The sequence below is a fragment of the Microbacterium oleivorans genome, from assembly GCF_023715745.1.
Classification (GTDB): Bacteria; Actinomycetota; Actinomycetes; order Actinomycetales; family Microbacteriaceae; genus Microbacterium; species Microbacterium oleivorans_D.
Window position 1 is genome coordinate 334,231 of record NZ_JAMBOV010000001.1, and the last position, 15,591, is coordinate 349,821.

Genomic DNA, 15,591 nt, shown 5'->3' on the forward strand with positions numbered 1-15,591 from the left:
ATGCACACCCCCGAACTCGTCCTGATCGCCGACGACATCCTCACGCTCGACCCGATCCGACCTCGCGCGAAGGCGCTCGCCATCGCCGACGGCACGATCGTCGCCGTGGGGGGCGCGGAGGAGGTGCGGGCACTCGCCGGCGAGGGCACGCGCGTCGAGGAGATCCGGGGCGTCCTCACCCCGGGGATGATCGACAGCCACACCCACGTCGTGTGGGGTCTCGAGCTCACCCGAGGCGAACAGCTCACCGACCTGGATCTGTCGGCGGTGCGGGAGCGGGTGCGGGCCGCCGCGGAGGCCAACCGGGGGGACCAGTGGGTGCACGGGTGGGGACTCGACCCCAACCTGTTCACCGAGACGGGGTTCACCGGTCGGATCTTCGACGACGTCACAGGTGACGTGCCGATGTTCCTGCGTATGAGGGACGGGCACTCGGCGATCGCCAATACCGCGGCCGTCCGCGCCGCCGGACTCACGGGTTCGGAGACCTTCCCCGATGAGGCCCGGATCGGTGTCGCCGAGGATGGGACGCCCAACGGCTACATCCTGGAAGTGCGAGCGATGGAACTCGTCCTCTCGCATGCGCCGGAGGAATCACTCGACTCCATGACCGCGCGTCTCAAGGAACTGCTCGCGGACATGGCCGCCGCAGGCATCGTCTCGACGTACGTCATGGACTACCACCGGTTCACGGAGCCCCTCATGCGACGCCTCGAGGCCGAGGGCGATCTGCCGGTGCGGTTGAAGTTCTCCCCCTTCGTGTATCCGGGCGCGTCGGAGCAGGACCTGCAGCAGATCCTGGACCTTCAGGGCACGGGAGGTCGCCGGTGGCTCGTGGAGGGCGTGAAGTTCTTCATCGACGGCACCATCGACAACGGGTCCGCGTGGCTGGAGTGGCCCGACGCCTACGGGCAGGGGACCACCTCCATCTGGACCGACCCCGACGCGTACCGCAGCGCGGTCGCCTTCTTCGTGGAGCACGGCGTCCCGACCGCGACTCACGCCATCGGGGACAAGGGCGTCGCGTTCGTCCTCGACGCGTTGGAGGACCTGGGACCGAAGGTGGCCGAGGGTGCGCATCGCATCGAGCACATCGAGACGATCCCGGACGAGGTGGTGCCGCGCTTCGCGCAGCTGGGGGTCATCGCGAGCATGCAGCCCATCGCCGGGACGCATCACACTCGCGCCGACATGACCGACAACTGGTCCACCCGGTTGGGTGTCGAGCGGGCGAGTCATGGCTGGCGCTGTCGGGACCTGCATGACGCGGGCACGATCATCGCCCTCGGATCGGACTGGCCCATCGTCCCATTCGACCCTCGTGTGGTGATGGCGGACACGATCCTCCGTCGGCCCGTCGAAAGGCCGGAGGTCGAGCCGATCCGTGCCGAGCAGGGTCTCACATCCGAGGAGGCGTTGGAGGGCTACACGGTCAACGCGGCGCGAGCCGCCGGCTGGCAGGACATCACCGGAACGATCGCGGTCGGAAAACGCGCCGATCTCACCGCATGGCAGACCGACCCGCTGGCGGTCTCCGCCGAACTGCTTCCCGAGGTCGGGATCGTCGGCACGTGGATCGCGGGTCGGCAGGCGCACCAGGCCGTCCTGCAGGCGCCGGCCGGCGCGGAGGTGGCCCGATGACCGTCACCGTGTTCCACGGAGGTGCCGTCCGGGTCGATGGGGCGTCCCCTGACGCCGAGAGACTCGTCGTCGTCGACGGGGTGATCGCCTCACCGGACACCCCGATCCCGGCGGATGCAGAACACGTCGATCTCGAGGGCGGGCTTCTGCTCCCCGCGTTCGGTGACGGCCACGCGCATCCGCTGCTGGCGGGCCGTGAGCGCGTCGGACCCGAACTGCGCGACGCGACGACGGTGGCGGAGATCGCCGCGCGCGTGCGTGCGTGGGCAGCCGAGTCGGACCAGCCGTGGCTCGTGGGGGGCAGCTACGACGCCACGATCGTGGACGGCGGGATGTTCGACGCGCAGTGGCTCGACGTGGTCGACCGCCCGGTGGTGCTGCACGCCTGGGATTATCACACCGTGTGGGTGAACAGCGCCGCCCTGCGGGCCGCCGGCGTGGATGCGACGACGCCCGATCCCGACCTCGGTCGCATCGTCAGGCGGCCCGACGGCACTCCGATGGGCACGCTCGTGGAGCGGCCGGCGATCGACCTCGTCCTGGGCCACGCGCCGCGCCCCACACTCGCCGCGGACGTCGACGCCCTCGCGTGGGCGTGCACGCTCCTCGCCTCTCACGGGATCACCTGGGTCCAAGAGGCGTGGTGCGAAACGGACGACGTGCCGGCCTGGCAGGCGGCCGCCGCATCCGGCCGCCTCGCCGTCGATGCCGACCTCGCTCTGAGAGCGGATCCGACCCGCTGGCCGCGCCAGCTCGACGAACTGCGACGGTGCGCCGATGGGATCGACGACACTCCGGGTCTCACTTGTCGGACGATCAAGTTCTTCGTCGACGGGATCCTGGAGAACCACACGGCACACCTGTTGGAGTGCTACCACGACGCGCGTACGCGGGGCCTACCCAACTGGTCGCCGGAGCGTCTGGTCGATGCCGTCGCCGCCTGCGACGCCGCGGGGTTCGACGTGCACCTGCACGCGATCGGCGACGCCGCGATGCGCGCCGCCCTGGACGCGGCCGAAGGCATCCGTGAGAGTCTGAGTCGCGGTCGGCGCCTCACGATCGCGCACGCTCAGGTGATCGACCCTGCTGACCTCCCGCGGCTTGCGGATCTCGACGTGACCATCTGCTTCCAGCCGCAGTGGGCGCTCGAGGACGCGGTCATGACGGACCTCACGCTGCCTCGCCTCGGCCCGCAGCGCGAGCTGCAGTACCGCATGCACTCCGCCCAGAAGGCGGGTGCCCGCATCAGCTTCGGCAGTGACTGGCCCGTGGGGACCGCCGACGTGCTCGTCGGTGTCCGCACGGCCGTGACACGCCGGGACCTGGGTGGTCGGCCGGGCGGCGGATGGCAGCCGGAAGAGCGTCTGACCATCGACGAGTCCCTCGCCGCCGCCACAAGCGGCGTCGCGTGGCAGGGCGGGGACCAGGATCACCGCGGCGCCCTCCGCCCCGGCATGCGCGCCGACCTGGTCTGGCTCACCGAGGACATCCGCGCGATCGAGCCCGACGCCATCGCAGATGTCCACGTCCGCGGCACATGGCGTCGCGGAATCCGCACCTTCACGGCGACGCCGGCCTCGGTCGCCTCACACTGACCCGACAAGGATCCTCATGACCACCACCGAGACCACCCTCAAGCGGGTGATGGGAGTCCCCTCCCTCGTCATCTTCGGCCTCGCCTACATGGTGCCGCTCGCCGTGTTCACCACCTACGGCCTCGTCGCTGTGACGACGGACAATCATGTTCCGACCGCGTACCTCGTGACTCTGATCGCCATGCTCTTCACGGCCTTCAGCTACGCCGCTCTCGTGCCCGCGTATCCGCGTGCGGGGAGCGCTTACACCTATGCGCGCAAATCCTTCGGCGGCCACGTCGGCTTCCTCACCGGGTGGGCGCTGATGTTGGACTATCTGCTGCTGCCGCTCATCAACTACGTCCTCATCGGGATATATCTGAACGCCCAGCTGCCGGCCATCGCCCCCTGGATGTTCGCGCTCGTGGCCGTCCTCGTGATCACCGTCCTGAACGTCGTCGGCATCACCGTGGTCCGGAACGCGAACCTCGTCCTCGTCGGGCTGCAGCTCATCTTCGCCGCCGTCTTCGTCGGGTGTGCCGTCGCGTATGCGATCCAGCATCCGACGGCGTCGCTCCTGCAGCCTCTGTACGACGCCGGTCTCACGGTTCCCGGTCTGCTGGCCGGTGGCGCGATCCTCGCGCTGTCGTTCCTCGGCTTCGACGCGATCTCGACGATGTCCGAGGAGGCCCGCGACCCCGCCCGGACGGTCCCCCGCGCGATCATCCTCACCACCGTCATCGGCGGACTCATCTTCACGCTGATCGCCTATGTGTCCACGCTCGTGATCCCGTCGGTCGCGGATATCGAAAACCCGGATGCGTCGGCGAACCAGATCATGGAGGTCGCGGCCGGGAAGTGGCTCGAGATCTTCTTCCTCTTCGCCTACATCGCCGGATGCGTCGCGGCGGCCCTGGCCTCGCAGGCATCCGTCGCGCGCATCCTGTTCGCGATGGGGCGAGACGGAGTGCTGCCCCGCCGACTCTTCGGGACGGTGAGCGCCCGCTGGCAGACGCCCATCGGCGCCGCTCTCTTCGTCGGGGTGATCTCGCTGGCCGCGCTGATCGCCGACCTCAACACGGTCGCGTCCCTCATCAGCTTCGGCGCGCTGGCAGCGTTCTCCCTCGTGAACCTCGCGGTCGTCAAGCACTTCCTGATCGACCAGCGCCGTCGCGGCGCCGCGGCCGTCCTCCGTTTCGGAGTCCTGCCCGGCCTGGGCTTCATCCTGACCGCCTGGTTATGGTTCAGCCTGTCGGCGATGGCCCTCACCGTGGGGCTCATCTGGGTGGGACTCGGTCTCGTGTGGCTCGCGGTCCTCACGCGCGGTTTCCGACGCCGGCCGCCCGAGGTCGAGTTCGAGGACACCGACCCGGACAGCGGCGTTCGGGTGCTCGCCTGAGTCAGTCCGACGCGACCGGATGGGGCTGCTCCCGCATCCCCCACGGCGAGCCGTAGCCCTCGGGCTTCGGGGCCGCGAGCAGCTCGAGGAATGGTTTCGCGTCGAACGCCTCGGGGCCGAGGACACCCGTGCCCGACCAGGTGCCGCGGGCCAGCAGCTCGAGCGCGATGACGGGGTTGATCGCGGTCTGCCAGACGACGGCCTGCGAGTTGTCCTCGCGCATCGTCTCCTCGTTGTCGGCCACATGGTAGAGATACGTCGACCGCGGCTGACCGTCCTTGCCGGTCCCCGTCACCCACACGCCGGCGCACGTCTTGCCGCTCATCTTGTCGCCGAGCGTCGCCGGGTCGGGCAGTGCCGCCGCGACCACGTCGCGCGGCGAAACCTCGACGCCCTTCACGGTCAGCTTGTCGGTCTTGTCGAGGCCGAGCTTGTTGAGCACGCGCAGCACTCCGATGAACTCGTCCCCCAGGCCGTACTTGAACGTGACGCGCTTGGCCTTCGTCCATCGCGGCATGAGGAGCACCTCCTCGTGCTCGACGTTGACGCACTCCACGGGACCGATGCCGTCGGGGAAGTCGAACACCTCCGGCTCGCTGAACGGCTCGGTGACGTACCAGCCCTTGTCCTCCTCGTAGATGACGGGCGGGTTCAGGCACTCCTCGATCGTCGTCCAGATCGAGAACGAGGGTGCGAAGTCGTAGCCGGCGACGACGAGGTTCGCGCCGTCGCGGACGCCCAGCTCGTCGATCTCGTCGAAGAGCTCATCCTCGGCGTACCGGGCGAACACGTCCGAGAGCCCCGGCTCGACGCCGATGCCGACGAGTGCGAGTCGCCCGGCGTCCTGCCACTCCTGTTCCTGGGCGAACTGCTCGTCGCCGAGCTTCACACCGACCTTCTCGTAGGGGCGTTCCGGATGCCGCTGCGACAGGCTCATCGCCATGTCGAGGTACGTCGCCCCGGCCGCGAACGCGCCGTCGAAGATCGGCATGACGAAGCGGGGGTCGACGGCGTTGAGCACGTGGGTGGCGGAGTGCTCGCGCAGCAGGGATGCCACGGACTGGGCGCTCGAGGCATCCACCTGCGCCGCGGCGAACCGCCCGTCGCCGAGCTCGTCCACGAGCGCCTGCGGGCGGGCAGGGTCGTAGTCGGCGACGACCACCGCCTCGTAGAAGTCGCGGCGGCGGAGGATGCGAGCGGCGGCGCTGCCGACGCCGCCGGCACCGATGATGAGGATGCGCATGACGGTCCTTTCGGGGGCGGTCAGATGCCGCCGTCGATGGAGCGGGGAAGCGTGCCGGCGTCGTCGGGGACGAGGACCGGGGTCTCGCGGTTGAGGCTCTCGCCGCGGAAGAACCGCTTCGAGCGCGGGAACAGGAACCACACGAGCATCAGGACCACTCCGAGCGCGAGGGCGCCGATGCCCACGACGAAGGTCGACCCGACGCCGAGCAGCGAGCCCGAGTAGCCGTAGTCGGGGTTCAGCATGTCGATCGCCGACTGGATGAAGGCGTAGGTCAGCATGAGCGCGCCGACGAGGGGGAACACCCCCTTGAACCAGGTGTCGCGCGCCGAGCGGAACAGATCCTTCCGGAAGTACCAGACGCACGCGTAGCCGGTGATCGCGTAGTAGAAGGCGATCGCGAGACCGAGCGAGAGGATCGTGTCCTGCAGGATCGCGTCGCTGAGCGAGGTCATCACGACGTAGTAGACGCTCGCGACGATGCCCATGACGAGGGTCGAGAACGAGGGCGTCTTGTAGCGGGGGTGGACGTCCTTGAACTTCGCCGGGAGAGCCCGGTAGACACCCATCGCGAGGGTGCCGCGCGCGGTCGGGAGGATCGTCGTCTGCGTCGAGGAGACGGCCGAGATGAGGACGGCGACCACCAGCAGCCAGCCCCAGGGCCCCAGCAGTCCGTCCTTGATCGCCAGGAAGAAGTCGTCGGCGTTGTCGACGTTGCCGAGGCCCGTGCCGTCCTCGCCGATGCCGGCGTACATCATCGCCGCGATCGTCACCGAGACGTAGGTGACGAGCAGCAGCACGCAGGTCAGCAGGGCTGCGAGGCCCGGGATGCGCTTGGGGTCCTTCGTCTCCTCGTTGAGCGCGAGGCACGTGTCCCAGCCCCAGTAGATGAAGATCGCGAGCAGGATCGCCTCGATGAACCCGCCCCACTCGCCGAACGCGAACGGGTTCAGCCACTGCCAGTCGAACGCGGTCGGGCCCGGCGCCGAGCCGGAGAAGAACTGACTGAGAGCGGCGATCACGAAGACGATGAGCGCGAGGTACTGGATGCCGAGCAGCACGTTCTGGATGCGCTCGCCGATCTCGACGCCGCGCCAGGAGACGTAGGTCATCGCGGCGATGAAGGCGACGGCGACGAGGACGATCCGCCAGTCGTTGGGCTCCTCGAACTCCTGGCCGAGGAGGGCCCAGAAGTAGATCGATGCGACCTGGGCGAGATTCGCGAGCACGATCATCCCGGCGATCGCGACGCCCCAGCCGCCCATCCAGCCCACCCACGGCCCGAACGCCTTCGTGCCCCAGGTGAAGGTCGTGCCGCAGTCGGGCACGTCATTGTTGAGCTCGCGATAGGCGAAGGCGATGAGGAGCATCGGGATGAAGGCGATCACGAACGCGATGGGCGCCTGCCCGCCGACGGCGAGGACGACGTACCCGAGTGTCGCGACGAGCGAGTAGACCGGGGCGGTCGAGGCGAGGCCGATGACGGTCGACCCCCACAGGCCCAGAGTGCCCCGGGCGAGGCCCTTGCCGTCCGGACGGGTCAGATGCACAGGCGTCGTGGTCACGACGACCTCCTCGGAGAAAGCGATCCGCCTTCCCGCGGCCGGGTTCGCGGGCGGCGCCGTCGCCGTCCTGAGCGGGAAGTGGCCTCACCCTAGCACCGGCGTTCCACGCCGCACGAGACTCGGTGTCAGCGAGCCACCTTCTCCGTGGCGCCCGCGCTGCGCCAGTACCCGACGAAGCTGATCGCGGCCTTGTCGATGCCCTGCGTGACGAGATGGCGCCGGCCGGCCGTGGGCAGGGTCTGCTCGCCCACGATGAAGTGGTGCGCCCCGGATGCCGCCGGCAGCCGCATGAGCTCTGCGAGAGCGATCGTGCCCGGCTCAGCACCGCCCTCGCGCACGAGCCAGCGGATCTCGACTCCTGCCGGCCCCTCGAGCGGGAGGACGTCGTCGGCGGTCGGCGCCTCGAGGATCGCGACACCCGTGGCAGTCGGGGGCAGAGAGGCGAGGACCCCCGCGACGGCGGGAACGCCGGTCTCGTCGGCGACGAGAACCACGTCCTCGACTCCGCGATCGGGGTTGAACCCGAGTCCTTCGTCGAGGATGACGACACTCTCGCCGGCCTCTGCGCGCGCCGCCCATCCGCTGGCCGGCCCGGCCGTGTCGCCGTGCCCGTGCAGGACGAAGTCGACGTCGATCTCGGCACCGGCATCCGTCGTCGCGGGCCGATACGCGCGGACCGTGTAGTTGCGCATGACGGGCCGCTCGCCCTCGGGGATGCGCAGGTAGCGCAGGTAGCCGAAGAGGGTGTTCGCCTTCGCCGGGATGCGCTCCAGCCCCGCTTCGCCGCCGATCGGCAGGAACAGGCGGAACCATTGGTCGAAGCCGCGGGCGGTGAACCGGTCGATGTCACCGCCGCCGAGGGTCACGCGCATCCAGTGCGGCGCGAGCCGCTCGGTGCGCAGCACCCTGAGGTGCAGCAGTTCCTGGTGCGGGGGCTTCACGAGTGCGCTGGCGCGGGCCATCGGCATCCTTCCGTCGAGGGGTCAGAGGCCCCAGGGGAACAGGGCGGTCAGAAGGGCGGCGGAGACCGCCCAGAAGACGAGCACGAACACGGTGTCGCGCGGCCGCCAGGGCAGCAGGTGCCGCTCGGTGCGGTCGGGGTGGGCGCCGAAGGCGCGGGCATCCATCGCGAGGGCGACCCGTTCGGCGTGCCGGATCGCACCGGCCAGGAGCGGGACGAGGTAACCCCACCAGCGCGCGACGGCGGCGAACGGACCGCGCCCACCGTGCGCGCCCCGCACCCGGTGCGCCTGCCGGATCACCTCGAGCTCGTATCCGAATCGCGGCACGAACCGGATCGCCGCGAGGGCGGCGTAGCCGATGCGGTACGGCACGCGCAGCTGCTGCACCGTCGCACGCACGAGGTCGGGGCCCGAGGTCGTGAGCCCCGCGATGAGTCCGAGCGCGAGGATCGCCGCGAGGCGCGCCCCTGTGGCGAGGCCGACGTCGACGGCGCCGGAGTAGAGCGACCACGCGCCGACCGAGAGGACTGGATCGGTGCCGTCGACCAGGTCGCTGTCGACCCAGAGTCCCAGCGACAGGCCGATCACCGCCGCCCCGGTCGGGATGCCGAGGAGCAGCAGCGCGGCAACCCGCGCCGACACGCGAGCTCCGACGAAGATGACCAGATAGGCGACCGCGAGGAAGGCGAGCGGGGTGACCAGGTCGCGCGCGAAGACCAGCACGGCCATCGCCGGGAGCGGCGCCGCGAGCTTCGCCAGCGGACCGATGCGCGCGAGCAGACCCCGGGCGGCGGCGTCGGCGTACGGATCCGCGACGGCGGTCACGTCGCACCTCCACCGAGCGCGCGGAGCGCGGTGACGGAGGCGAGCTCGGGATGCCGCGTCACGCCTCGCAGCGCCGCCTGCAGCGTCGGGCGGCGCAGCCCGCTCTCGCGCAGGAGCGTCTCGTCGGAGAAGACGTCGGCGGTGGCGGCATCCGCTCGGATCCGACCGTCGTGGACGACGACCGTGCGGTGGGCGTACTCGGCGACGAGCTGCATGTCGTGCGTGACGACGACGATCGTCGTGCCCGTCTCGTTGAGGTCTCGCAGCAGGCGCAGCAGCTCGTCGGCACGGGCGCGGTCCTGCCCGAAGGTCGGCTCGTCGAGGGCGAGGATCGGCGCACCCGCGATGAGCGCGGTCCCGACCGAGAGTCGACGCTTCTGTCCGCCCGACAGGAGGAACGGGTGCACCTCGCCCTTGCCCTCCAGGCCGAACCGCTCGAGCATCGCGGTCGTCCGCTCCCGGACCTCGTCGTCGGACATCCCCCGCCCCCGGAGCCCGTGGGCGAGCTCGTCGAAGACGGTGTGCGCGATGAACTGGTGTTCGGGGTTCTGGAAGACGAAGCCGATCCGGCGGGACAGGTCGCGCAGGCTCGTCCGCGCAGGGTCCGCGCCGTCCACCCGCACCGCGCCGCGCGGCGGCGGGATGACCCCGGCCATCGTCTGCACGAGCGTCGTCTTGCCCGCCCCGTTCGAACCGACGACGGCGACGAACTCGCCCGTCCGAAGGGTCAGGTCGACGTCGTGCAGCACGGTCCGGCGCCCACGCCGCAGCGTGAGCCCCCGCACCTCGATCGCCGTGCTCTCGCCGCCGCCGATGCTCGGAGCCCCGCTCGGGGGTGCGGAGACGGGATTCGGAACCGGCGCCTCGGCGGCCTCGAGCGACTCCGCCAGCTCCGCAGGGGTGAGCGGCGTACGGGGCAGGTCCCACCCCGCCCGTCGCAGCGCGAGCGCGGCCATCGTCGAGACCGGGAGCCATACGCCGAGCGCGTCGAGCTCCTCGGCGCGTCCGCGCAGCACGTCGTCGACGGTGCCGTCGGCGACGGTGCGTCCCGCCGCGTCGAGCACGACGACGCGGTCGGTGAGGCCGACCGCGGCGTCGAGGTTGTGCTCGACGAGCAGGATCGAGCGCCCCTGGGCGGCCACGCCGCGCAGGGCGTCGTAGACGTCCTCGATCCCGGCGGGGTCGAGGTTCGCGGTGGGCTCGTCGAGGACGAGCAGCTCCGATCCCATCGCGAGCGCACACGCGATCGCGAGGCGCTGCTTGCCGCCGCCCGAGAGCTGGTCGGGGTTCTCGCCGCGCCGCTCCCACAGCCCCACCTGGCGCAGCGCGCGTTCGGTGCGGGCGAGTACGTCGGCCACCGGCATCCGCAGGTTCTCGGGACCGAAGGCGACATCGTCGAAGACGGTGCCGGTGATCAGCTGCGCGTCGGGATCCTGGAACACCATGCCGACGTGACCGGCCAGGCGTGCGACGGGGGTGTCGACCGTCGACATCCCTCGGACGGCGACGGTACCGGTCAGCTCGGCGGGCACCGACTGCGGGATGAGCCCGTTGGTCGCGAGCGCGAGGGTGGACTTGCCCGATCCGCTCGGGCCGAGCAGGAGCACGACCTCGCCGGGGGCGATGTCGAAGGTGACGGATGCCGGGATGGCGGCATCGGCTCCCTCGTGGGTGATCGAGACTCCGCGCACGCGCAGCAGCGGCGTCGGCGCCCCGTCGTCGCGGGCCGCCTGCGCCGTGGTGGGGCCGGAGGCGGCAGAGCTCACGGGCGGTCCAAACCGAGGGGGCGGGTCGCGGCTGAGCTTAGCCTGCCCTAACTCCACGCGCCACGCCGGCCCGGCGGAGCCTCTCGCCCACCCCGAGTCCCGCTGCCGTCCACACGACGGGACCGGCGAGCGCGATGACCAGGTAGGCGATCTGCGCCCACAGCGGGAGCGCCGCGAGATCGGCGGCGAAGAACACGACGCCCGCGACGACGACCCCGATCAGGAGCGCGGCGGCGAAGAAGCGCCACACGCCCCAGGCGCGGTAGCGGGTGAGAGCGGCGACACCCTCCTGGATCGCGCCGAACAGCAGCGCTGTGCCCAGGAACCGGCCGATCCACGCCGGGTTGACGGCGCTCGCGACGAGGGCGGCGAGCACGTGTGTCGTGAGGGCGACCAGGGGCAGCCGGAACACCTGCTGCGCGATGATCCCGGGCAGCACGTGCGACCCGAGCACGAGGCCGTAGGCCCACGGTGCGGCGGCGAGCACGAGCGGGGTGATCGCCCCGGCCACGCCGCCCAGCAGACCCGTCGCGACTCCGAGCGCGGCGCACACCAGCAGCACGCGTGTCGAGAGGAGTGTGCGGGTCACGGATTCAAGGCTATCCGCGGGGAAGAGCCTGCCGGGCCGTGCAAAATCAGGTGCGGCGACGCCGTTTCGTGAGTCGGACCGTGGGCAGCGGCGGCGCCGGGATGCGCTCGTCGCCGTGGCTGACGACGTGCCCGAACCGAGGGGTGTCGGCCTCCCACTCCTCGCGTGCGGCGACGATCTCGTCGTGGCTGCGGCCGACGAAGTTCCACCACATCACGATGTCGCTCTCGAACGGCTCGCCGCCGAGCACGAAGACCGTCACGTCGGTGGGTGCGCCGATCTCGATCTCCTCGCGGTCGATGCCGAGGTAGAGCAGGTCGTTGTCGCCCAGCGTGACCGGTTCATCGGCGGAGTGGACGATCGGCGCACCGTCGATGCCCACGATCGCGTGTTCCCACGCGGGGTCGAGGGGGATCCGGATGCGCGCTCCGGCCGGGATGAAGACCTCCGCGCCGACGATGGGTGTGTACATGGTGGCGGGGGAGCGGATGCCGGCGAGCTCGCCGACCACGACGACGGCCGCCGCGCCCTCGCCCAGTTCGACGATCGGGAGCTCCGTGTGCCGCTCGAAGTCCGGCTCGCCGTGTCGGCGCGACTCGGGCAGGGCGACCCAGAGCTGGAGCGCGTCGGTGACGGTGGGCTCATCCCCGACGGAGTACTCGGAGTGCGCGATGCCGGCGCCGCTGGTCATGATGTTCAGCTGACCGCGCTTGATGACGACGTCGGAGCCGATCGTGTCGCGGTGGCGCGTCTCGCCGGCGAACGGCCAGGTGACCGTCTGCAGTCCGATGTGCGGATGGGGCTCGACGCGCATCGTGGTCACCTGCGGGCCGAACCGGTCGAGGAAGCACCAGGCGCCCACCATCGGCAGCTCGCGTTGCGGCAGCGTGCGGTACACCTGCATGCCGCGCACTCCGCCGAGCGGCACCTCCCGGGGAGCCAGCAGCAGTGACCGGGGTCCGTCGCAGGATGCCGGGGCATCGACGGTCTCGGGGGGGTCGGCGTCGAGGCGGGTCATCGGGTCACTCCGTGTCGGGTGAGGCGACGGTCAGGCCGGGCACGTCGTTCTCCGCGAGGTAGCCGGCCACGAAGGGACACGTGGGCACGACCTCCGCGTCGCGCCCCGCGAGGTCGGCAAGGGCCTCGGAGACGAGGATCCTGCCCAGTCCCCGGCCCTTGTAGGCGGGATCGATCTTGGTGTGGGGCATCACGGTGCGGCCGGCGTCGTCGGTGGTGATGAGCGTGTACCCGGCCACCGCGCCGTCGACGTGGATCTCGTAGCGGTTCCTCTCGTCGTTGCGCGTGACCGTCGGTGCGGCGTCGTGTGCCACGGGGACCCCCTCTGTCGTGTGGGTCAACCGTATGCGGCCCGTCCGTCTTCCCGCCAGGACCGAGCCGGTCCGCCCTGCCGTTCGTCGCGCGGGTCGCGCCGCTCGTCGCAGCGATGCGGCGAAGCGGCCGTGGCCGCGGCATCCGCCTTCCTACCCTGGCTCGTACGCAAAGACGCGCCCTGAAGGAGTCGCCCATGTCTGCACCGTCGCGCCGTGGCAAGGCCGCCACGCTCGAACCCGATCCCTCGCTTCCCCCCGTCGCCCTCACCGAGGAGCAGAAGACCAAGGACGGCCGCTGGACGCCGCTGAAGATCGTCATCTGGGCCGCCATCGCCCTCGCCGGCGGTCTCGGCTGGACGATGCTCGCGATCGTCCGCGGTGAGACCGTCAACGCGATCTGGTTCGTGTTCGCGGCCGTCGCCACCTATCTCATCGGCTATCGCTTCTACTCGAAGGTCATCGAGAAGCACCTGCTGCGTCCCGACGACCGGCGCGCCACCCCCGCCGAGGTCAAGCAGGACGGCAAGGACTACGTCCCGACCGACCGCCGAGTCCTCTACGGTCACCACTTCGCCGCCATCGCCGGCGCCGGCCCGCTCGTCGGCCCCGTCCTCGCGGCGCAGATGGGCTTCCTCCCCGGCACCATCTGGATCATCGTGGGCGTCGTCCTCGCGGGCGCCGTGCAGGACTACACCGTCCTCTTCTTCTCCATGCGCCGCGGCGGCCGCACGATCGGTCAGATGGCCCGTCAGGAGCTCGGCCGCATCGGCGGCACCGCCGCGATCGTCGCCTCGCTGCTGATCATGCTGATCATCGTCGCGATCCTCGCCCTCGTCGTCGTCAACGCGCTCGGCGAGAGCCCCTGGGGTGTCTTCTCGGTGTCGATGACGATCCCGATCGCCCTGTTCATGGGTCTGTACCTGCGCTACCTGCGCCCCGGCAAGGTGACCGAGGTCTCCATCATCGGCTTCGTCCTGCTGATCGCCGCGATCGTCGCCGGCGGCTGGGTCGCCGAGACCGCGTGGGGTCAGGAGTTCCTGCACCTCGACCGCACCGTCATCGCGTGGGGCATCATCATCTACGGCTTCATCGCGGCGGTCCTCCCCGTATGGCTGCTGCTCGCCCCTCGCGACTACCTGTCGACGTTCATGAAGATCGGCGTCATCGTCATGCTCGCCGGCGCCATCGTCCTGGTGCGCCCCGAGATCACCGTCCCGGCCGTCACCGACTTCGCTCTCGAGGGCACCGGGCCGGTGTTCGCAGGTCCGCTCTTCCCCTTCCTGTTCGTGACCATCGCGTGCGGTGCTCTCTCGGGCTTCCATGCGCTGATCTCGTCGGGCACGACCCCCAAGCTCGTCGAGAAGGAGCGCCAGACGCGCTTCATCGGCTACGGCGGGATGATCATGGAGTCGTTCGTCGCGATCATGGCCCTCGTCGCCGCGATCTCGATCGACCAGGGCATCTACTACGCGATGAACGCGTCGGCCGCGGCCACGCAGGGCACCGTGGAGGGTGCGGTCGCGTTCGTGAACTCGCTCGGCATCACCGGAGTGAACCTCACGCCCGAGATGCTCACGAGCACGGCGGCCGCGGTGGGCGAGGAGTCGATCGTCTCGCGCACCGGCGGTGCGCCGACCCTCGCGCTCGGTCTCGCGCACATCATGCAGCAGGCCCTCGGCGGCCCCGCGATGATGGCGTTCTGGTACCACTTCGCGATCATGTTCGAGGCTCTGTTCATCCTCACGGCGGTGGATGCCGGTACCCGCGTCGCGCGCTTCATGCTGCAGGACTCGATCGGCCACTGGGTCCCGAAGTTCCGCGACGTCTCGTGGCGCCCGGGCGTGTGGATCACGACGGCGATCATGGTCGCCGGCTGGGGAGCGATCCTCATCCTCGGCGTCACCGACCCGCTCGGCGGCATCAACACGTTCTTCCCGCTGTTCGGCATCGCGAACCAGCTGCTCGCCGCGATCGCACTCGCCGTGGTGCTCGCGATCATCGCGAAGCGGGGTCCGTCGTTCGTGCGCTGGCTGTGGATCGTGGCCCTGCCGCTCGCCTTCGCCGCGGTCGTCACGATCACCGCGTCGGCGTACAAGATCTTCTCGCCGAACCCGGCGATCGGATACTGGTCGAACCACTTCCGCTACCGCGACGCGCTGGCCGCCGGCGACACGACCCTCGGCACCCCCGAGGTCATGGGCGCCGTCATCCGCAACACCTTCGTGCAGGGCACCCTGTCGATCGTGTTCGTGACGCTCGCCATCATCGTGATCGTGGCCGCCGTCATCGTCACGATCACGGCGATCCGCCGCGGCGGCGGTGAGAACCATGAGGACGAGCCGGTGCCCTCGCGCCGCTTCGCGCCCGCCGGGTTCCTCGCCACCCCCTCCGAGCGTGAGCTCGAGAAGCGGTGGGACCCCATCCTCGCCGACGAGCGCGCGACGAACCGGCACTGACATGAGTGCTCGGACGGATGCCGCGGTCTCGCCGATGCGGGCGATGCTCGACCTCGTCGTGCGGGCGGGCCGCGGCATCCGCTGGTACATGACCACCCTCATGGGTGACACGGCCTACGCGACGTATGTCGCGCACCATCGGCGCGTGCACCCGGGGGAGGAGCCGATGACCGAGCGGCAGTTCTGGCGCCAGAAGATGGACGACCAGGACCGCAACCCGGGCGCCCGCTGCTGCTGACG

13 protein-coding genes are annotated in these 15,591 nt (G+C 70.4%); 5 read left to right on the top strand and 8 right to left on the bottom strand.

Features of this window, described 5'->3' with window-relative positions:
- The 3 genes from M3190_RS01650 to M3190_RS01660 are packed head-to-tail and all read left to right on the top strand — an operon-like array spanning position 1 to position 4,614.
- Positions 1 to 1,641 carry an amidohydrolase gene (locus tag M3190_RS01650; RefSeq protein ID WP_251577662.1) on the top strand — a complete coding sequence of 547 codons (1,641 nt, stop codon included), beginning with the start codon at positions 1 to 3 and terminating at the stop codon, positions 1,639 to 1,641.
- Complete coding sequence (locus M3190_RS01655; RefSeq protein WP_251577664.1) at positions 1,638 to 3,236, top strand: amidohydrolase; 1,599 nt, start codon at positions 1,638 to 1,640, stop codon at positions 3,234 to 3,236. Before M3190_RS01650 ends, M3190_RS01655 begins: the two co-directional genes overlap by 4 nt.
- 16 nt (positions 3,237 to 3,252) lie before the next feature.
- Complete coding sequence (locus M3190_RS01660; protein WP_251577666.1) at positions 3,253 to 4,614, top strand: APC family permease; 1,362 nt, start codon at positions 3,253 to 3,255, stop codon at positions 4,612 to 4,614.
- Between the two features lies 1 nt (position 4,615).
- Here M3190_RS01660 and M3190_RS01665 read toward each other — a convergent pair whose 3' ends face one another.
- The 8 genes from M3190_RS01665 to M3190_RS01700 form a co-directional block, all read right to left on the bottom strand.
- The gene (locus M3190_RS01665; protein ID WP_251577668.1) at positions 4,616 to 5,857 is read right to left on the bottom strand and encodes a saccharopine dehydrogenase family protein; all 1,242 of its coding nucleotides are present in this window, start codon (positions 5,855 to 5,857) and stop codon (positions 4,616 to 4,618) included.
- Between the two features lie 20 nt (positions 5,858 to 5,877).
- Positions 5,878 to 7,422 carry an APC family permease gene (locus M3190_RS01670; protein WP_251577670.1) on the bottom strand — a complete coding sequence of 515 codons (1,545 nt, stop codon included), beginning with the start codon at positions 7,420 to 7,422 and terminating at the stop codon, positions 5,878 to 5,880.
- A 125-nt stretch (positions 7,423 to 7,547) separates the two neighbouring features.
- The gene (locus tag M3190_RS01675) at positions 7,548 to 8,384 is read right to left on the bottom strand and encodes a siderophore-interacting protein (RefSeq protein ID WP_251577672.1); all 837 of its coding nucleotides are present in this window, start codon (positions 8,382 to 8,384) and stop codon (positions 7,548 to 7,550) included.
- Positions 8,385 to 8,405: 21 nt separating this feature from the next.
- A complete protein-coding gene (locus tag M3190_RS01680; RefSeq protein ID WP_251577673.1) occupies positions 8,406 to 9,209 on the bottom strand; it encodes an energy-coupling factor transporter transmembrane component T family protein in 804 nt (267 codons plus the stop codon).
- Positions 9,206 to 10,975, bottom strand: a complete 1,770-nt coding sequence (locus M3190_RS01685) for an ABC transporter ATP-binding protein (protein ID WP_251577675.1) — start codon at positions 10,973 to 10,975, stop codon at positions 9,206 to 9,208. Before M3190_RS01685 ends, M3190_RS01680 begins: the two co-directional genes overlap by 4 nt.
- A gap of 37 nt (positions 10,976 to 11,012) precedes the next feature.
- The gene (locus tag M3190_RS01690) at positions 11,013 to 11,564 is read right to left on the bottom strand and encodes an ECF transporter S component (RefSeq protein ID WP_251577677.1); all 552 of its coding nucleotides are present in this window, start codon (positions 11,562 to 11,564) and stop codon (positions 11,013 to 11,015) included.
- A gap of 46 nt (positions 11,565 to 11,610) precedes the next feature.
- Entirely contained in the window at positions 11,611 to 12,582 is a 972-nt protein-coding gene (locus M3190_RS01695) for a pirin family protein (protein WP_251577679.1), read from the bottom strand.
- A gap of 4 nt (positions 12,583 to 12,586) precedes the next feature.
- Positions 12,587 to 12,895, bottom strand: coding sequence for a GNAT family N-acetyltransferase (locus M3190_RS01700; protein WP_251577681.1), 309 nt, complete (start codon positions 12,893 to 12,895; stop codon positions 12,587 to 12,589).
- A 194-nt stretch (positions 12,896 to 13,089) separates the two neighbouring features.
- Here M3190_RS01700 and M3190_RS01705 point away from each other — a divergent pair, with 194 nt between their 5' ends.
- Both M3190_RS01705 and M3190_RS01710 read left to right on the top strand, forming a co-directional pair.
- Positions 13,090 to 15,351, top strand: a complete 2,262-nt coding sequence (locus tag M3190_RS01705; protein WP_251577683.1) for a carbon starvation CstA family protein — start codon at positions 13,090 to 13,092, stop codon at positions 15,349 to 15,351.
- Position 15,352: 1 nt separating this feature from the next.
- Entirely contained in the window at positions 15,353 to 15,589 is a 237-nt protein-coding gene (locus M3190_RS01710; protein ID WP_251577685.1) for a YbdD/YjiX family protein, read from the top strand.
- The last annotated feature ends 2 nt before the right edge of the window (positions 15,590 to 15,591 follow it).